The sequence below is a fragment of the Flavipsychrobacter stenotrophus genome (assembly GCF_002954265.1).
Lineage (GTDB): Bacteria > Bacteroidota > Bacteroidia > Chitinophagales > Chitinophagaceae > Flavipsychrobacter > Flavipsychrobacter stenotrophus.
In genome coordinates this window covers 245,202-266,143 of the sequence record NZ_PPSL01000003.1, presented here as the reverse complement: position 1 = coordinate 266,143, position 20,942 = coordinate 245,202, and the positions used below count along the sequence as shown (strand labels likewise).

Annotated in this window: 9 protein-coding genes and 1 tRNA gene; 6 read left to right on the top strand and 4 right to left on the bottom strand. The window is 45.0% G+C overall.

The annotated features are described in order from the left end of the window. The first annotated feature begins 5 nt into the window (after positions 1 to 5). From CJD36_RS11175 to CJD36_RS11160, 3 genes are all read left to right on the top strand, one after another. Positions 6 to 2,825, top strand: a complete 2,820-nt coding sequence (locus CJD36_RS11175; protein ID WP_105039257.1) for a choice-of-anchor L domain-containing protein — start codon at positions 6 to 8, stop codon at positions 2,823 to 2,825. Positions 2,826 to 4,106: 1,281 nt separating this feature from the next. Beyond that, complete coding sequence (locus CJD36_RS11165; protein ID WP_170067824.1) at positions 4,107 to 5,285, top strand: DUF262 domain-containing protein; 1,179 nt, start codon at positions 4,107 to 4,109, stop codon at positions 5,283 to 5,285. 1 nt (position 5,286) lies between these two features. Next, positions 5,287 to 6,267, top strand: coding sequence for an MAE_28990/MAE_18760 family HEPN-like nuclease (locus CJD36_RS11160; RefSeq protein WP_105039254.1), 981 nt, complete (start codon positions 5,287 to 5,289; stop codon positions 6,265 to 6,267). A gap of 120 nt (positions 6,268 to 6,387) precedes the next feature. Here the strand turns inward: CJD36_RS11160 and CJD36_RS11155 are convergent, their stop codons facing one another. The 3 genes from CJD36_RS11155 to CJD36_RS11145 all read right to left on the bottom strand — a co-directional run bounded on the left by CJD36_RS11155 (position 6,388) and on the right by CJD36_RS11145 (position 11,180). Continuing rightward, positions 6,388 to 8,925, bottom strand: a complete 2,538-nt coding sequence (locus CJD36_RS11155; protein WP_105039253.1) for a fibronectin type III domain-containing protein — start codon at positions 8,923 to 8,925, stop codon at positions 6,388 to 6,390. 106 nt (positions 8,926 to 9,031) lie between these two features. Continuing rightward, positions 9,032 to 9,583 (bottom strand): hypothetical protein, encoded by a 552-nt coding sequence (locus tag CJD36_RS11150; RefSeq protein ID WP_133162604.1) that lies wholly within the window; start codon positions 9,581 to 9,583, stop codon positions 9,032 to 9,034. Between the two features lie 118 nt (positions 9,584 to 9,701). Further along, a complete protein-coding gene (locus CJD36_RS11145) occupies positions 9,702 to 11,180 on the bottom strand; it encodes a hypothetical protein (RefSeq protein WP_105039251.1) in 1,479 nt (492 codons plus the stop codon). Between the two features lie 165 nt (positions 11,181 to 11,345). Between CJD36_RS11145 and CJD36_RS11140 the strand changes: the two genes are divergently transcribed. Continuing rightward, a tRNA-Asp gene (locus tag CJD36_RS11140) sits at positions 11,346 to 11,419 on the top strand. Between the two features lie 269 nt (positions 11,420 to 11,688). On the opposite strand, the gene CJD36_RS11135 is transcribed toward CJD36_RS11140, so the two are convergent. Further along, the gene (locus CJD36_RS11135; protein WP_105039250.1) at positions 11,689 to 12,276 is read right to left on the bottom strand and encodes a type II toxin-antitoxin system antitoxin SocA domain-containing protein; all 588 of its coding nucleotides are present in this window, start codon (positions 12,274 to 12,276) and stop codon (positions 11,689 to 11,691) included. Between the two features lie 465 nt (positions 12,277 to 12,741). On the opposite strand from CJD36_RS11135, the gene CJD36_RS11130 reads away from it, so the two are divergent. Together CJD36_RS11130 and CJD36_RS11125 are read left to right on the top strand one after the other, a co-directional pair. Beyond that, the gene (locus tag CJD36_RS11130) at positions 12,742 to 16,077 is read left to right on the top strand and encodes a beta strand repeat-containing protein (RefSeq protein WP_105039249.1); all 3,336 of its coding nucleotides are present in this window, start codon (positions 12,742 to 12,744) and stop codon (positions 16,075 to 16,077) included. 236 nt (positions 16,078 to 16,313) lie between these two features. Then, the gene (locus tag CJD36_RS11125) at positions 16,314 to 20,906 is read left to right on the top strand and encodes a DUF7948 domain-containing protein (RefSeq protein WP_105039248.1); all 4,593 of its coding nucleotides are present in this window, start codon (positions 16,314 to 16,316) and stop codon (positions 20,904 to 20,906) included. Positions 20,907 to 20,942: the final 36 nt, after the last annotated feature.

Genomic DNA, 20,942 nt, shown 5'->3' with positions numbered 1-20,942 from the left:
TACATATGTCTTTTTTTAAGAACGTTAAGTCTTCTATTTGTGCCTCGTTACTGTGTTTGTCGGGTTTTAGTGGCTTCGCTCAAATGACGGTTACACCATCCTCTACCGCTACCGCCCTTTCGGCGGCATTGGGTGGACCGGGCGTTACTATATCCAGCCCTGTACTTACTTGCAATACGCTCTCTAACGGAACTTTTAATGCAGCTGCCGCTACAACTATCGGCACTGCCGGCACACCCTGGGGCATCCCAACAGGTATTGTTCTATCTACCGGTAGAGTAGCTTCGGCAGTTGGTACAGCTGCCACATTGGCCAGTAACAATATGGGTTTTGCGGGTGATCCGGATCTGGCGACACTGGCCGGTGCCACTACCTTTGATGCCTGTGTACTGGAATTTGACATTATTCCTACCGGTGATACGATCAAGTTTGACTACATTTTCGGATCTGAAGAATATAACAACTCTACCTGCGGTCCGTATAACGATGCATTTGCCTTCTTTATCTCCGGCCCGGGCATAACAGGTACCGCTAATATGGCCCTGATACCCGGCACCACAATACCGGTAACCGTTAACACGGTGAACAGCGGTGTTCCCGGCCCTACCTATACACTCGCCAATTGTACCTCAATGGGACCCGGCTCACCGTTTACTGCCTATTTTAATGACAATACCGGTGGAACATTCCTTACAATGAAGGGCTTTACAAAAGTAATGACCGCATTGCATGATGTGATCCCTTGCAACACTTACCACCTGAAGATAGCCATAGCAGATGCCGGAAACTCGGTCTATGATTCAGAAGTATTTCTGAAGCAGGGAAGTATATCTTCTCATACCGTTGTTAGTACTGCCGCAGTATGTGCGGGATCAACTATAACAGTTACCGCATCTCCTGCCGGAGGAACCTGGAGCTCGTCGAATAATGCCGTTGCCACAGTTGACCCGTCTACGGGTGTAGCAACAGGTGTAAGCGCAGGAACGGCAGATCTTACCTATACCACCGGTGCAGGCTGTTTTTCGGTTGTTACAACTACCGTTCATCCTATACCAACCATTACCGGCGCTACAAGTGCGTGCATAGATGCTACACTGGCCATGACCGCTACACCTGCGGGTGGCACATGGAGCGGTGGTAACCCTGCTATCGCAACGATCACATCGGCAGGTGTGGCTACAGGCAGCACTGTTGGTACAGTACCCGTAACCTACACATCAGTAGCCGGTTGCGTAGTAACAGGAACTTTCTCTGTTGTTAACCTGGCACCGATTACCGGTGTAACCACCGTATGCCAGGGATCGACAACCAACCTGGCCAACATTACCACAGGCGGTATATGGAGCAGCAGCACACCAGCAGTAGCTGCAGTTAATGCTACCGGTGTAGTATCGGGCATAAGCGGCGGCACCAGCAACATTACTTACTCAATGGGTGGCGGATGCTACTCAACTACAACAGTTACCGTTACCGCAAGGCCGGCACCACCTGTTGCTACCGCACCGCAGTATTGCCTGGGTGCAACAGCGGGTAGTCTTACCGCTACCGGCACAGGTCTGCTTTGGTATACAATACCAACCGGCGGATCGGGCACATTACTAGCACCGACACCTCTTACAACTATTGCTGCACCAACTACCTATTATGTAACGCAGACCGTAGGCGGTTGTGAAAGTATCCGCACACCGGTTACCGTTACCATCAACCCGTTACCTATTGTAGCTATTACCGGACCAATTGCCGCGTGCAAGGGACAGACCGTAGCCTATGCTGACGGCGCATATCCTTTCGCCGTAACTTACCAGTGGACGATACCGGCTGATCTTACCCTGACAGCGGGAAGCACAACTACATCTTCTGCTATATCTGTGGTGGCTACTGCCGCGGGTACAAGGAGCATACTGCTACAAGTGACCAATACCGTAACCGGCTGTGTTGGCTATGACACGCTCACCCTGGTTGTTACCACTCCGCCCGATGCGGTGCCGTTCACCCCGAACGATGCCTGCCTGGGCGATACCATAGACCTGGCATTGGTAGATCATTCTGATGATGCTTTTACTTACAACTGGACAGTTGATGGTGTAAGAATGGACGTATCTCCCAACCTCTCTATTGTAGCTCATAACTCTAACGGCGGTGGTCCATACCTTATTTCATGGACTACTCCGGGTGTACACGTTATATCTGTACAGTCTTATGCTGTGGCAGGTGGTTGCCCTTCTGATCCTACTTTTGATACTGTGAAGGTGCATGTTTTGCCTGATGCCCAGTTCCAGCTTACCTCTTTCAAAAATCCGCCGTGCCTGGAAGATAGTATCTTCTTTGCCGCACGTACATTTAACTATGCCAATACTTACGAGTGGACACCGGCACATTCTTTCTACAACCAGGGAGGACCATCTATATGGGGCCAGGTAGAAACGCTGGTATCTGATGTGACGCTAACGGTAACTGATCCGTTTGGCTGTAAGGCGACTTCGGTGCAGCGCATAAATGCTGATGCATGCTGCCGCGTATCGTTCCCGTCGGCATTTACACCTAATGGTGATGGTAACAACGATCTGTTCCGACCAATATTTGAAGAGCAGGGACGTGATATCACCAGTACCACAACACCATTGCCTAGTCACCACAGGTTCCACACGTTCAGGATCAATAACCGCTGGGGACAAACAGTATTTGAAACAACCAATAACTACCCGCAGTGGGATGGCAAGCTGAATGGCGTACCACAGGACATGGGCGTATTTTACTACGTGCTGAAGTACGACTGCGGTGGCGCTACCCTGGTGCAGACCGGCGATGTGACGTTGATAAGGTAGTTGGCCACTCAGTGGCTGTTATACGCGAACCTACGCCTCGCGCATGTGTGTAGCGGTGGGTTGGAGCTACAAACCTTTTGCCACCTACGGGGCAATTACATGGGTCTAACAATAAAAATCTATTTTATAAGAGAGGGTTGCGCAATACATGCGGGACCCTTTTTAGTTAGAAAACCTATTTGGCGGTTTTTTCACGTTTCCGGCAGTTTTATTTTGAGCGTTTCCTATAGATGGCTTTGTGGGCAAGGGTTTGGGCAGTTTTTGAAAACCACCAGTTTCCGCACTTTTCCGCAGTTTTTCTGCACTTTTCCGCCAATTATGTTTGTTTGAACTCCCGACATTTGGTTGGGACAGACAGGATTTGAAGGATCAAAAGATTTTCATGATGCCCGTGAGCATCGTCTATTACTACAGGGCAGAAGATCTTCTGCCCCTACAGGTTGTGGGGAATAGTTTGATAGAGTCTATATATCAAAGAGCTGTGTTTGTCTGAACTGTGATTTACGTTCCCGCAATCCTGCGGGACAAGGATTGAATGACGGACTATGATCCCATGTTCTTACAAAAGCTGGTGCAAATTAATACGAGGATTTGAATTTTTAAAATAAAGATATTCACAAAACTCAAGGCGCAATCGGCTGAAAGGCTTTGTGGGCGTGGGTTGTATAGGGGTGTTTTCTGTGGGGGGGGTATTTTGAGCAGTCAGTTCGTTTTTCATGAATGGTAAAAGCTGTGTAGGGTTATACTTAGATACGTGAAGGGGTTCTTGAATGTGAGGGAGAAGGGCGGGGATGTGTCGAACTTTTTTGTTGATGGTTTGGAGAGGTTTGAAACTACTGTACAGAGTCTAGGAAAATAATTATCTTTAAACTAAAACTATTGATATGTACAATGTAATTAGCTAAATCTTAGTGGTCAACAACAATTTTAAATAGACATATGGTTTGGTAGTTTGAGAATTTCTGATGGAAATTCAATGATAACTATAATCGCCATCTAGGAAGCGGCGTGAAAAGGAAGGCGAATATGAATTTACAAGCGTAATAAGTAATGCCGATTTTTCGAAGACTACATACTTGGTCTCTTACACTCACCATGAGCCAAAAGCTATATATGTGTGACTCTAACATTAATGAATATCTAGATAAAAATATTTGGACTCATTATGCAGATAATAAACTTAAATTACAAATAAACAATATTTTATATATTATAGATTTGTTACAAGTTACGTGCTAATTAATAGACTCTGAATAATGAAAAATGATAAATAAATAAATTATGTATTCTGTAAATGAAACTGAAATGTGGAAAAACACTCCTAAAGAAAGGGGAGTTAAAATATCCATTGGTGAAATAAATGAGAAGTACGAAAAGGGTGAAAATCGAATTGTAACCGAAACAAATCGAGAGAAGCTTCCCAATTTTGTGGATGCTCTCAAACGCCCTAATTACATGGAAATAAGACCCTTTTATCAACGAAGATCTAGGTGGGATACGGAGAGGCAATCGCGACTAATCGAATCTTTCATTATCAATATACCTGTCCCCCCAGTATTTTTATATGAAAAGGCTTATAACTCCTATGAGGTTATGGACGGGCAACAACGAATTACAGCAATAAGCGATTTTTACAGTAACAAATTTGCACTTGAGGGTCTTGACCTTTGGCCAGAATTGAACGGTATGACATATTCAGACTTGCCAAATAAAATTAGAGCGGGTTTAGACAGAAGATCAATTTCAACAATTGTTTTGCTAAAAGAATCGGCTCCAAATGATGAGGATGCCATATTCCTAAGGCAGCTGGTTTTTGAACGATTAAATACTGGAGGTGTCAAACTTGAAAAGCAAGAAATAAGAAATTCATTGGGAACAGGCCCTTTTAATGATCTGCTGTTTGAATTAGCAAGATTGGATATATTCAGAACAATATGGAATCTGCCGAAATATCAGGAAGAAGAACTTACAAACCATAAGTTACCAATTTATAGTTCCGCCTTCTTTACCCAAATGGAAGATATTGAAGTTGTACTTAGGTTCTTTGCATTAAGACATATGGATAACTTCAGATATGGCATTCAAGGTTTTTTAGACCTATACATAATAAGAAGTAAGAATTTCACAAAAGATGATTGTGATTTCTTAAGATCTCTTTTCGAAAGCACTATTGAGACAGCAGTTTCGATCTATGGTAAGGACGCCTTTTCCACTTTCGATGGAAAGAATTTTGATGGCAAACCAAAGAAAGGCATGTATGATGCAGTAATGGTTTCACTTGCCGAGTTTTCCGACAATTTCGATATTCTAGTAAGAAATAAAGACAAGATTATCGAAGGCACTAAACAATTATTTCGAGAAAAAGGAATTTCGGCAATGACTGGTCGAGCTTCGACAAAAAAGGATTTGATAGACCGTATAGACTATTTCCGACAAATCTTTAAACAAGCACAATTGTAATATGTTTTCGGCGCTTGAATCACGGAGTTTAAACGATCTTGCAGTAACTAATCTACTGCTGGATTGTCATGAAACTTTGCTAATTAACAATGAAGATGATTCGAAAAGAATTAAAATTTTTTCAGTCTCATCTTGTATTACTAGAGCATATGCAATATATGAGAATTTCATAACAACAGCTATTTCGGATTATTTAGATACTCTGTCAGAATGTGTTTTGTTTTCAGACCTTGACGCCGCATTTATAACAGAATATCGTTTGGGAATTTCGAATATTTTGAGCCGAATAGATCAAGAAAGGTACGGACACCTAACACATGAAAATATCATAAAGTGGTACTACGAAGCGCATACGGGAGTTCACCCCTATAAATTTGTTACTGATGCTCTTACTAGGCACGAGCAAAATTTTCGTATAAATGTCCTTATAAGCGGATTCAATAGAATCCAATTAAAGAATTTACAAAGTTGGTTGACCAATCATCCTGAAATAAATAAGCTTTATCCAGAGGAGGGAAACAGGGTTTTTCAGCTATTGGAATCCGAAGTAAATGAATTTGTTCAACTCAGAAATGACGCTTCACATGGAACCATGGACAGTATCATTGGTCGTGACAGTTTGAATAGAAGTTGTGATTTAATAAAGGCAATAATTATTGCGGTTGGTTCTTTCTTAACAAAAAACAAATTAGAACATCAAGAAAAAGTTGGGAAGGTGGGTTGTATTGGATTTGTATCGGAGAGTTTTACTCGGAATGGAGCCTTTGTTGCGAAAATAAAAGCGGGAACCGAGTTATATTTGAATCAGGAATTGTTTTTTTTGGACAACAAGAATTGTTTTGTACAGACTATTTCAACGTTGCGAGTAAACAATATCGACACGAATCCTGTGAATGCAAACGCAGATGAATTTGAAGTTGGAATAAAGTGTCCAAATTTGGTTGCGATTAATACAAAATTGTATGTGAAGCAACTAAAGTAAACAGCCCTTGAAATTCAAGGGCTGTTAGCTTGTGTAGAGGGACAAGAACTATTTTCAAAAAATACAAACAATAACCACGTTTAAGATAGCAACACGTTCTAAGTAATCGTTATCCCCCCCCTACAACCTCACCGCTCTCTTCACAACACTTGTCTGCCCAACGGTTAGCTTGATGAGGTAAACGCCGGGAGCATCTAATGCTATGGCGTAGTTGAGGTTGCCGGGTTGTTTGATCTCGTTGTTGATGAGTGTTTGTACTTCGCGGCCCATAATGTCATATACAACAATGCTTACTGCATCTTGTGCATTCAGCTGGAAGGCGAGATGTATGTTGCCATTGGCAGTAGGGTTAGGATCTATGGTAAAGGTGTTTTGTTCCAGCGATGCAGAGAGAATGCCTGCGGTGGCACTGGTCTTAAAGGTAACTGAGCCGGCATAGCCACTGGTATCGGGTGCAGTGCAACGTGCCTGCACCTGGAATTCGTAGAACGTAGATGGAGACAATGAGTTGATGATAACAGAGGCAGCAGCTGATACTGTGTTTTGCCATGCTGTAGTGCCTGTTTTCCTATACCTGATGTTGTAGCTAACAGCCCCTGAAATTGGTGACCAGGTGAGCTGGGCTGCAGTAGATGATACTGATGCCGCAGTAAGCGCTACCGGCACGGGGCAGGTGCTGCTGAGTGTGCTAAAGATAGATGAGCCTGTATATGCACTGGTGATGCCGATGCATAGTGTGCTTACTCTAAACTCATACAATGTGCCGGCTGTAAGTGCTGTAAGTGTATCGGTATTGGTGTAAACGGTGTCTATGGTCCATGTGGCAGTGCTCAACACCCTGTAGTTAACGATATAGCCTGCAGCAGAGCCTACAACTGTCCAACCCAATATGGCTGAAGTATTGGTGATATAGAAAGTAGTGGGTGTGGTAGGTATGGCGCATGATGCAGATGTGGTAGCAAATGAATCCATAGTGCTGTAGGTACCGGTAGCACCGGAGCAGTCTGCCGCCACTTCATACTCATAAACAGTACCACTCAACAGGCCTGCTATGGTTACGGAGTTCATAGAAGATGTGGTGGCCGACCATGGTGTAGTACCCGATGGTCGGTAATTGATGTAGTAAACAGAAGAACCGCTTACGGGTGTCCAGCCAATGGTAGCAGATGTGGTAGATGTGGCCATGGTATTTAAACCCGATGGTATGCTGCATGGTGCGGCAAGTGTGGTGAAGGTAGATGAGCTTGCATAAGCACTACTGCCCGATGCACAACGGGTGGCTACCTGGAACTCATAATTGGTAGTAGGTGTAAGTGTGGTTATAGATACTGAGTCGGTAAAAACAGTAAGGGTATCCCACACAGATGCGCCTACCACTCTATATTGCACCGCATAAGATACCGCTCCGGAAACAGGGCTCCAGTTGAGCAATGCAGCAGTGCTGGTAACACCGGTTGTGTATAAGCCCGATGGTATAGCACAGGTAGTAGTGGCGCAGGGTGCAATGGGGGTCAATGTGCCGCCCAATGCTGCGAAGTTGGCCTTGAACGACTGGTAATACACATTGGCAACCGTATCATTATGAATGATGAGTGTGTTCTCATCGTTCTTAGTATTGGCAGAGGTAGACCAGTTGTGCGAACCTGTAAGTACTGCAGGATCGGAGCAGGCATTGGATGGATCTACGATGAGCATTTTGTTGTGATACACTAAAGCGCCGCTGCCTACATAGGTCTTTAGGTTAGTGCCGAGGCCCGATGTAAGTATAGGGTATGCCGCACTGGTATTACTGTTCTGGTCTACTATGCCTGCTGTATAAACACCGGCTGTCTGGCGGGCAACAATGGCATTGGCATCGGCAGCAACGGTAAAGGTGAATACACCGAAATACAGATCTGTATTGGCAGAGTTGATGGTAGACAGTATGTGCGTATTGGTAGCGTCTGACGGGCTGAAGTAGAGCTCTATCAACTTACCATCTATATGAAAGATATGCTGGCCGACGTCTGTTTTGAAAGGGCCATACTTAGATGTGGTTGTATTGGGTATCACACCGGTATCGCCCCACATCATGTTGAACTGGTTGAGATAAGCATGAGCCAAGGCAGAGTCTTGCAGGAACAACAGGTTGTTAGGCGCAAGGTTGAACTGGGTAACGCCCCAGTCTTCTGAACCGGTGCTTACAATAGCATCATTTGGGTTAGCAGAGTTGGCATCGATAACAATGAACTTGTGGTGCATGATGCCATAGGCCGCAGTGGTGGGGCTACCCATGGTGTGTATGCCGGGGTTAAGCAATGCAAGGCCGGTATTTACCTGGCTGCTGTCATAGATCCAGCGCACTTTCTTACCGCTGAGGTAGGCGTTGTTGATAGCAGTAGCAATGCTTGTATAGCTGCCGCTCTGGTTATAGTCGTACTGGGCAATATCGATAGAGTACTTGGCCCTGTTGATATAGGCAACAATAGTATCGACAAATGAATTGTTGAGGTAAGCTGCGTTGACACCGGTGGACACACTATTATCAACAGGCTGGTTGAAATAGATAGCTATCTTATTGCCGCAGTTGGGTATGATCTGTGCATAGCCGATGTTGATGATAGAAAGCAGTGCAGCAATGGTGATGAACAACCTTGCTTTAAGTGTATGTGTTTGCATCCGTTCTGATTGTAGTATATTGATAAATACTTTGCGTAACCGCAAGGCATAAAGTTAGCACAATATATTTTCTACCGAAGAACAGACCCTTACGAATGTACGAGCGCTACTGGCCCACCTTCATTGAGAATTTCCTCTTTACTGACTTCGGGAGGTAAATTGTGCTCAGGTATCTTACGGCACTCTTCATTTGCTGCAGGTCGGCACTGTTCTTTATAAGCAAAGGATAGTCTAGTGGTACTGTGTACATGCTGATGTAGCCATTGCTGTTGTCGAGCGCTTTTTTGTCCCATGCCAATACCTGATGTATGGCATTTTTAGTTTGCTCCATGAATACGATAGTGCTAACCGTAGGTGTTGCAGCGGCCTTAGCCAGGTCTACCTCTACCGTTACCACTTTGGTTTCTGTAAACGTTTCCCTGCCTATAGTAGCCGGCCTTACGAATGTTGACGTTTCTGTAAAAATGAGTTTAGAGCCTTGCTGCGACACCTTCACAACCACACCCTTATTGTCCTTTATCTCCAGCTTTTCCCAATACTTAGCACTTACATTTTGTATAACACCTACGGCAGCCTGCTCTGAAACGAACTTAACTTTCTTAGCAGAGGCAACATTAAAAGACACTACCGCAACGAACAATAAAAGGATATATCTCATACTCATTTTTTGTAAAATTACACAGGGCCAGAAGCCGGTTTTACAACAGCGGTCAGCCCGGGTGATGATGGTAGTCAGGAAAGACTGGGGATAAAAGCATGGGGGATTGCAAAAGAAACTATTGCACAGCTATACCCAACGAAGATGCGGGCAACACCTCACCGGCATTGTCTTTGACCAGTACATCTGTAATGTACAAGTGAGCACCTGCAGAAAGCTCTTTACATGCAGCCGTGATAGCGGAAGAGTTGCCATCCAGTTTATTGCCGGCTATGGTATAATCGCCCAGTAGTTTGTTGTTGGCATTAATAATGCACAATTTATAGCCGGCCACAGCAAGGTCGGGTGAAGGCTCGCCTTGTTCCGTCAACACAGTCAGTTGGTGCCTGTGCAATAAGTCAGGAGCATTGATCGTTGAAGCCGTTGTGCCATCTATGCCAATGGCGAGTGCAGGCATATTTATCACCGGAAACTTTGCCGCATGCACTGTGCTGGTATGTCCGCGGCTATCGATGGCATCGGCATAAACAATAATGTTGTCGCAGTGCTTGTCTGTAAGTGTAAAGGACCAATGGCCATTTCCGTTGTTAATGAAGTTAGCCCCCTTAGCGCGGAGTCTTATTTTATCAGGCGTGTAGCCGGGGATGGATACTGTGATAGGGTGTGATCCCTGCCGGTAGCAGGTTTGACCCGCTCCGTGCACAAGGGATATACCTTTAGCTACAACTCTGTATTGGAATGACCATGGGAGGGTATCCCAGATAAAACGCTCCTCTGAATTATGGGCGATATAACCGTGAACGGTATAGTCGCCGGGCTCTTTTGTGGTGTTGTTCCAAACGGCCATCCCTCTTTTACCAGGAATGGGTTTCCCATCACAATGAAAACTGACCAGTCCATCATACCTGTTCAAAATCGCGGGTGCCAGATAGTTGGTTACTTTGTCTCCAATATTCCAAAGCTGTTTTGGTGAAGCAGTTAAGACAAATACCGTGTCATAGCGAAGGCACCTTGCATGAGAAAGTTCAACCAGCCTTCTGACCACAATTTTTTCCGCAGCATAGATATCCGATCTAAGCGCAAGGATGATCAGTTCTTTATTAGAATAGGATTGCCCGCGCAACAGGCAGTTCAGCCACTTGCCATCCCTGGACTTTTGGCTTGGGGTATTTCTTATCTCGAATAGGTAAGGGCTAAAGGCAGAACTATCCTGAGGAATTGTTGCCAGCAATTCTGATGCATACCGTTCTATTTTGGTTTGCAAACTATCAGCCTTTATCGGTCTGTGAATGGTGTCTATGTATGTAAAGAGCTGTTGAGTCGCAGAATCAACATAAACCATGCTAGTATAGTACGGAAGAATTTTATCGAATGCCCCCGGTTGATTCATCTCGAATTTTTTTAAAGAGATGTAATCTTTCACATAGGCGATACTACGCTGCTCTTCCACTAAATAATGTTTTTTAAAAACCGGGTCAAGTGCATCATAGGGTCTGGTGATCACAAAGCAAACCATACCCATCAAAGAGAGGAAGAAAGTGTTCTGAATGATATGGACATTGCGGGTAAACATAGCGATGTAATAAAAATACGGCATTGCGGCCGTGTGGTGCCTATAATTGGGGGATAAAGTGAAGGGGAATAAATTTTTCTGCTTTTTGGAATAAATATTTGTTCAAGTCGGAAAAGTACTTATCTTTGCACTCCCGTTGAGGGGAAAAAGTTGATAGCTCTTTAATACACTTGTAATATATACTACTTTGGATTGGTAGTTCAGTTGGTTAGAATGCCGCCCTGTCACGGCGGAGGTCGCGGGTTCGAGTCCCGTCCAGTCCGCATACTCGATACAAAACCCGTGCCCAGCGCGGGTTTTGTCGTTTTAAGCGGTTCGCCGTAGAGCAGCCGTAGAGAAAAATAGGGCGGTTAAGAGGTCTTTTGAACTTGAAAATCCTCTGACAGAGAAGAAAAATGGGTAAATACAGGAACGGTGCCCTGTTTTAAAGCAAGAGCACGGTTCCTAAAATTAACAAAATTCGACGTAATTAATGACCCTTCATCATTGGTGTTTTGGCCTCTCATCATTTCGGTTCTATCAACACGCTATATTATTCACCAGTGAAAATTTTAGCTGCTTTGATTTTTTCTTCATTAACAATGGTCTTTGTTTTTTCATTGTCATATAACGAGGCAATGGACTGGATCAAAGCACTATCGACATTGATCTCTTCTGCCATCTTTAATACACTGATGATGCTGTTGGTGTCGGCCTGCTGCCACGCCAGTCCTATTGTTTTGGCCCTTAATGTTTCTACGTCTATCTTTTTATATGCCTGTATGGTCAAAAATAATGATTCTACTTCCTCATTGGAGAGATAGTCCGGGTCATATTTTACCTTATTGCGGAGGCCTCCGTCTTCATCTACAAAAAAGGAGTTCTTTAACTTCATTGCAATGCTGCCTTCGCCCTGATTATTTAATTCCATTAAAAGAGAAAGAATGTTGAATGGAATTGGCCCGTTTTTCATTGCCATGTAAAAATTGCCGAAAGTGAGTCTGCCGTGCATGCCCAGAAAGCGAAGATCTGCGAGATAAAAAACAATAAACGCCATATTTGGAGTGGTCCTTCCCCCAAGACTTTGTATAACAAACAGTAACAATTGAATATTTCTTCTAACCTCGTAGCTAAATGACATATTATATCAATAATGTAATTATAATAAATGTTAATTATATTGATACTATGGGTTCATAAAGCGTTGTTATGGTGTGTTAATAGGTATTAGTGTGCAAATGTATCTGCGATAAGCACAATATACGGGTGTTCGATATTAATTATATAATATCTAAAGGTTAAACGGCTCACCGGGGTTATGAAATTATTGCTTTCGTTTTGTGCGCACGTTAATTCATTAATTTTTATTATAATCTAATGTATATATTAATGCATATGGTGTTTCTGCTTGATTTATAAGGGTTATTGCTATCAGAGGGAATGTGAATAAGAGAATTTTTTCAAATTAATTAACTATTGGTTATAATTAATGATTTGATAACCGTGTTTTTGTGGGTAACAATACGATCAAGTATAGTTATCGTGTTAATAACAAATTCAAAACATGATTTTTTGAAATTTGTGTCTCACAGTTAAAAACTTATTTATGTCACAAATCAACCTTGGAGGCCTCAGCGGCTTTCCTGCGGCACTCAAAAGAGAAGCCGGCATCTGGAAAACAAAGCGCGACACGAAAGAGTCACGCTTTTCAAAGACAATGGCGCTGTTAAGCGGTGCTATTTTGTTGTCTTTGCAATTATTAAGTGGCAAAGCTGATGCGCAGATAGCTACGTATCACGGAACCGGCGGTACAAGTACAAGCGTTACTTATGCGGCTAATTCAACCGGTACTGCACTTGCGTCAACCGGCTTAGGCAGCAACAGCCCTTGCGGCAGCGGTGGACTAAGCGGATTAACAAACAATGGGGTGACTACTTACAGTTCAAGTAATGGTCATGTTTACTTCACGGTTACTGCTAACCCTGGTTATGTATTGAATGTAACAGGTTACACAGCAAAACTGAGAAGGTCTGGTTCAGGTCTTTCAAAAGTGCGTATGGCGTATGTGACCACGGGTGGTGTAATTAATGATCTTGTTGACAAAGCTCCGGATAACACTGGTTGCGGCAGTGGTTCTACAGTATTTTCATGGAGCACTTCTACCGGTGGCGCATTGCCAACAGGCGTTACCAGCTTTACAGCTGAATTGTTTCCTTATGCGCCACTTTCATCAGGTGGTACTATCCAGTTCAACGATATCACTATTAATGGTACGGTTACCATTAACCCGGTATCTTGTCCCGGTGTTATTGCAGCAGGTACAGTAACCCCTTCATCAACTACAATCTGCGGTGGCAACAACGTAGCATTGGCATTGACAGGGTTCTCTACCGGCACAAACATCGCCTATCAGTGGCAGTCGTCGCCAGATGGTATTACTTACGGTAACATAACAGGTGCAACAAACACCTCTTATAATGCAGTGAGCTCACCTTCTGTTACTACTACTACTTATTACAAAGCTACTACTACCTGCACAGTGGGTGGTGCTTCTAACACTTCGTCAGTTGGTACTATTACTGTTAATCCTACACCTAACGCAGGTGCTATTACAGGTTCACTGGTATTGAACATAGGTGGCACAGCTACACTGACTAACCCAACTGCATCTACAGGCGGAAGCATAGTAGGTGTATGGAATAGCAGCAACACTTCAGTTGCTACAATTGACAACGTTACCGGAAATTATGGTGGTGTTTCTGCAGGCAATTCTACTATCAGCTATACTGCTACAGATGTTTCTGCAGGTTGCGATGCAACAACTACAGCAAACGTTTCAGTTGTTTTCCCGGGTACTTTGGCTACATATATAGGTACTGGTGGTACAAGCACAACTGTTACAGGTATTGCTGATGAGACAGTTTCTGCATTGGCTGCAACAGGCTTTACTACTGCTACACCTTGCACAACAGGTGGTTTAAGTGGTCTTACTATTCCTACAAGCGTTACTTCTTACAGCTCAGCGGGTCCGCGTGTTGCCTATACCGTAACAGCTAACGCAGGTCATTCTTTGAACATTTTTGGTTTCTGGGTTAAGTCAAGGTCTTCAGGCACAGGTCCTGATATGGCAAGACTTGCATACAGCATAGATGGTGGCACAACATGGATAGATGAAGGCGTTACTCACACACTGTCTACAAGTGGCAGCTGCGGTGCTAATACCAATACATGGCATTGGGTACCTTCTGCTGCTATCAGCGGCGCGGGGAGCATTATAGTTGCTGTGTTCCCTTACCATTCAGCTTCAGCTACAGGTACATTCCAGGTGAATACCCTTGAAGTTGACGGTGTTGTTTCTTCAAGCTCAGCATGTTCAGTTACTCCTGTTGCAGGTGTTATCACTCCATCAGTTACTGTTGCGTGCCTTAGCGGTTATGCTTCACTTTCTTTTGCTGGTGACGCGGGTCCTGGTATCAGCTATAGCTGGGAGGCTGACAACGGTTCGGGTTTCGCTCCAATAGCAGGTGCTTCTAACACATCTTATTTATCACCTGTTTACACAGTTGTTCCTACTAACATCACTTACAGGGTTGTTACTACATGTGCAAGCGTTGGTTCTGCTAACTCTACAACATCAGCGTTCTCAGTAGTAGGTCTTCCTGCTGCTATCACCGGTACGCCATCACCATACCTTTTTGCAGGTGCAAGCGCTACTCTTACTGATGCAACCGCAGGTGGCACATGGAGTAGCAGCAATTTCTCAGTAGCAACCGTTGACCCCGCTACAGGCGTTGTTACAGGTCTTATTCCGGGTTATACAGTTGTACGGTACAGCACAGCAGGTTTTGGTTGCTCAGTAACCAGTACTGTAGCGGTTGTTGAACCATCATCTATCTCTGCATACTTAGGTACAGGTGGTAACAGCACTACAGTTACCCCTATAGCAGCGGTTACAACTTCAGCACTTTCTGCTGCAGGTTCTTTCGGTTCTGCTACAGCTTGCGGTTCAGGTGGTCTTAGCGGTCTTACTGTTAATAATACTATAACATCTTATGCAGCTTCAAACCCTCACGTAGTTTACACAATTACTCCGGCTACTACAGGCGCTACAATCAATGTTACCGGTATCCATGCTACAGTAAGGTCTTCTGCAACCGGTCCTCAGTTGGTAAGAATAGCTTACAGCACAGACGGTGGTACTACATGGACAGACAATGGCACTGATCTCTCTTCTGATATCCAGAGCTGTGGTGTAAGTACAGTGGATGTTAATTTCGCTGCTTCATTCTCTAATGCAGGAAGCATAATGGTTGCAGTTTATCCTTTTGCATCAGTAAGCAGCACAGGTACTTTCCAGGTTAATGCACTGGACGTAACCGGTACTGTTACTTGCCCTGCAATAAGCACTATTACTGAACTGGTAGGTGCTTATGATCTGAACGGAACATCTTACAGCCCTATCTTCTGCACAGGTATCACTGCGGCTGCAACTCCTGCAGGTGGCAGCTGGAGCAGCTCTGATGTAACTGTTGCAACTGTTGATGCTGCTACAGGTCAGTTGTTCTTCCTGGCAGATGGCGTGTTTGACGTAGCATACACTGCTCCTTGCGGTAACACGGCTAACGCTACCATCACAGTAAACTCTGCTGATGGTCCGGTATGCGATGGTACAGGTGCAAAACATGCAATATCAACTACTGTTGCTAACGCTAACACCGCAGGCGACATCAAATTGTTCCCTAACCCTGCAACCAACGTATTGAACATTTCAGCTGCTGAAAATGTAAATGTTGTTGTTTTGAGCATGGACGGCAAAACACTGATCGAGCAGACAAACGCTAAAAACATCAATGTAAGCAAACTGGCAACAGGTGTGTACATGGTGAAGATCTACAACAGCAATAACAATCTTATTAAGACTGTTAAGTTCGAAAAGAACTAGTAATGAATAAGTTGTAATCCGGCAGGTGCCGCACATATGTGTGGCACCTGCTTCTTTTAAAATGAGGCCCAGCCTGCCGTGCCAATAGTGAAGAGTTTGCATGTTATGTTTATACTATTTCTTCAGCCCGGTCTGCGCGAGTAAACAATTTCTTAGCGTGGTGATAACGGGTAAACCGACATGCAGCAATATTTTGCTATTTAATATTGCATAATTAAAACCTAAAGTGTGTTATCATGAACAAAGTCTTTTATCTTTTTACAAAAGTGATCTGTGTAGTTGGAATTTGCCTTATCTCTACTTTAGTCCCTGCTCATGCAAAGGGCGATGCTGCGACGGATAAATTCAAATTTGAATTATTATTTACCCCAAATCTTGGCCAGGTAGCAGATATGGCGGGCGCGCCGAGACCTGATATATTATTTACAGCCCATAGCGCGAGCACCAATGTATATCTTACAGCTACCGGGATAGCTTACCAGTTCTCAAAAACGAAATACCCTGAAGGGTACGACCCTTTAGTCAGTGATATAAATAACAACGGTGTGCAGACAGAGACACAAACATTTCTGCTCACCGTTCAGTTAATAGGTGCTAACCCGCATGCGATGGTGCGTAAGGAAATGATTGCCGGCAGAAAAGACAATTTTTATCTGTCCAATTGCCCCGACGGGATAACCAATGTAAGCACATACAGAAAGCTTGTTTATGAAAATGTTTATCCTAATATTGACTGGGTAATATATTCTAAAGGCAACAGCCTTAAGTACGATTTTGTAGTAAGGCCGGGTGGCAACACTGACCAAATAAAGCTCGCAATAAAAGATGCTGATGACGTGGAAATATCGGCGAACGGTGAATTACTGATGCACACGAGGTTGGGAGCAATTAAGGAGCAGGCACCGGTAAGCTTTGCGGATGGCCAACCCATCACAACCCGCTTCCATAAGAATACTGACGGTACTATAGGTTTTATCATAGCTGCATTTGAAAAAAAAGCAACGCTTACGATAGACCCGGCAGTTACATGGTCTACTTACTACGGAAACTCTGCTTTAGACTTATTCAACAGCACGAGGGTTGATCTGTCTGGTAATGTTTATGTGTCAGGCCTATCTGCTTCGGTTGCAGGTATTGCGACCACGGGCGGGTTTCAGACCACTTTTGGAGGGGGAACAGGCGATGCGGTCCTTGCCAAATTCGATGCGTTGGGCAACCCGCTTTGGGTAACCTATTACGGAGGAGCCGGACAGGAAACTGCAGGCTCTTGCGCGGTTGATATGAGCGGCAATATATTTTTGGCTTGCCTAACAAATTCGGCCTCCGGTATGTCAACACCCGGTGCATATCAGACTGCTCTTTCAGGAACTGCCTCGGATGCCTGCCTGGTGAAATTCAGCTCATCGGGTACCCGATTATGGGCAACTTATTTTGGTGGCTCCGGTGCAGAATATTTATGGGGCTGCGCTTCTGATGCAACAGGAAATGTTTATATTTCCGGCACCACCAACTCCACAACGGGAGTTGCAACAACCGGTGCTTACCAGACAATACTGAACGGACTTACTGATGCGTATGTGGCTAAATTCAGCCCTTCCGGATCGATCCTCTGGGCTACCTATTACGGCGGTGCAGGCACCGAAACGGGCAACTATGGAAATATGTGTTCAGTTGATGCGTCTGATAAATTATATATCACCTTTTATACAACGTCGACTACCGGAATAAGCACAGCCGGCGCTCATCAAACTGCATTTGGTGGTGGCACATCTGATGCCTGCCTGATTAAGTTCGATCCTGCCGGTGTTCCACTCTGGGGCACCTACTTTGGGGGAGGAGGAAATGAGGCAGGAGGCTATAGCTGCACAACTGATAGCCGACGAAATGTTTACCTGGCGGGAATAACCACTTCTACCACGGGTATAGCTACCCCGGGAGCTTTTCAGATATCGAATGGAGGTGGCACGGACGGATTTATTGCCAAGTTCGATTCAGCAGGCAACATTGCATGGTCAACCTACTATGGGGGTAGCGGGACCGATGGTGTAGCAGGCTGCACAATTGACAATTATACAGCTAATATTTACGTTGCAGGCAATTCGCAATCTGCCGCTAACGTGGCCACACCTGATGGTTTCCAGACAGCCCTGACCGGCACTTCAGATGCATTTATTGCCAAGTTCGACTCCACGGGCGCAAGACAGTGGGGTAGTTATTTTGGCGGCAACGCTACTGAAACTGCCTTCGGGTGTGCATACGATGGTTCCGGCAGTGTGTATATGTCTGGTTTTACACAGTCGTCCACAGGAGTAGCAACTACGGGCGCCTTCCAGACAGCCTTCGGCGGTTCTTCCGATGCATTTCTTGTTAAAATATCAGATCTGTCGATAACCACCGATACATTTGCTATTACCACTTTTTGCCAGGGAGATACAATAGATGTTCCCTTCACTGCGGCAGGTACCTTTCATGCCGGAAATATTTTTACTGCTGAACTTTCAGATGCTTCAGGCTCTTTTGCCTTGCCGGTAGCTATAGGAAGCCTTACAGGCGTCGTCTCTGATACTATTTCTGCGGTCATACCTGTGGGTACATTGCCCGGGGGTAACTACCGTATCAGGGTAACCGGTTCGATACCCAATGTAACAGGTACAAATAATGGCATTGACCTTACCATAAATCCTTTACCTGTGCCAGGTGTGATATCAGGCGCTACCTCTGTATGTGCCGGAACGACCGTGACGCTTAGCGCCGGAACGCCGGGTGGCACGTGGGTAAGCAGCGCTCTGAGTATCGCAACAGTTAACTCCGGTGGACAGGTAACGGGGGTACTTGCTGGGATGACATTGATATCTTACACGATCACCAATAGCTGCGGTACGATTTCTGATACCGCTGTTCTGACTGTTAATCCTGCTCCTTTTGCAGGCGGTATAACCGGGACTACTACATTTTGTATGGGTACCGGAGGAGCACTTGCTGACACCGTTGCCGGAGGAGCCTGGATAAGCTTGCTGACGGCGATAGCTACGATAAACAGCAGTGGAATGGTGACACCTGTTTCGGCCGGTGCTAATACTATTTTATATATTGTCACCAATGGCTGTGGTGCAGATACAGCGTCTGTGGCAATTGTAGTAAATGCATTGCCGGGGGCGGGTGCAATAACCGGTACTACAAACGTATGTATAGGTGCAACCTCTGCATTGACTGCTACACCTGCAGGGGGTATATGGATGAATACCACACCTGCTATTGCAACAATAAACAGCACCGGAGTAGTAACCGGCGTTGCAACCGGCGTGGATACAATTTTATATGTAGTAACAAATACCTGTGGTACAGATACTTCATCTGCATTGATGACAATTATTTCAACACCTTCTGCGGGATCAATAACCGGCTCAGGATTTGTTTGTTCAGGTAGTACCGCTTCCCTGGCCGCCTCTGTTACCGGTGGCTCATGGAGTAGTAGCGCGCCGGGCACAGTATCTGTAAACAGCAGCGGGGTAATAACAGGAGGACTATCGGCAGGTGGTGCTGCTATTATCTCTTACACTGTAACAAACGCATGCGGCACAGCTGTGGATACAATGGCAGTTACCGTTACCGGAATAGGTTCAGTAGCACCAATTACAGGAACAGCAGCAGTGTGTGCTGGTGCTACTACATTGCTTTTTGATGTTACTACCGGTGGTGTGTGGAGTAGTGTATCGACCGCCATAGCAACGGTAAATGCATTAGGCATAGTCACGGGCGTATCGGGCGGCACTACTACTATCTCTTATACCATAACCAATAGCTGCGGATCGGTTGCAGCTACAAGAACAGTAACTGTAGGGCCTGCACCGGCTGCCGGTATTATCTCTGGCAGTTCTATTGTTTGCGTTGGCGCACACCTAACACTTAGCGAATCGGTTACCGGAGGGGTGTGGAGCAGTTATGCACCATTGGTGGCTACGGTGAGCAGCGGCGGCGTTGTGCTGGGCATAACAACCGGCTCAACAATTATATCATATACTGTTACCAACAGTTGCGGAACAGCGTCTGCCATAACAGTTGTGGCAGTATCCCCCGCACCAAATGCCGGCACTATAAGCGGTCCGTCTGTAGTATGCGATGGTAGTGCTATCACATTGACAAGCTCGGTACTGAGCGGAGCATGGACAAGTTCGCCGTCAGCCACATTAATTATCAGCAGTGGTGGACTTGCCACAGGTCTCTCGCCTGGGATAGCAACAGTTTATTATTCGGTAACCAATAGTTGCGGTACTGCTACCGACTCAGTGAGTATTAATGTTATGGCGCCTGCAATTGCCGATAGTGTTACAGTTCCGGCAGGTGTGTGTATAGGCTCAACCATTATGCTCGGGTCATCATCCTTTCCTGGTACATGGAGTTCAGATACAACTTACGCCTCGGTTACAACAGGCGGTGCGCTCACCGGTTTGGCGTCGGGAATTGCTACAGTGACTTATACGATCACTAATGCCTGCAATACCGATACAGCCATAAGGCAAATAACGGTGTATACCCCGGCGATATGTGATTCTATAGTGGCGGTAAATAATGTTGGCACAAATCAACCAGCTATTGCTCTTTACCCTAATCCTACAACAGGTTTATTCATTGTATCACTGCCTGAAATGAATGAGCCTGCTACCCTGATGGTAACTGATATGTATGGCAGGACAGTCTTGAAGCAAACTGCCGGCAGTAATGCTGACAGGAACATCAGGATAGACCTGTCTGACTATGCAGCAAGCACTTATTTCGTTACTATAACATCAGCTAAAACAACCCTGAGAGAGAAGCTGGTCAAGCGATAGGTTAGCGAATGCTGGCAACGATACTAACCAGTATAA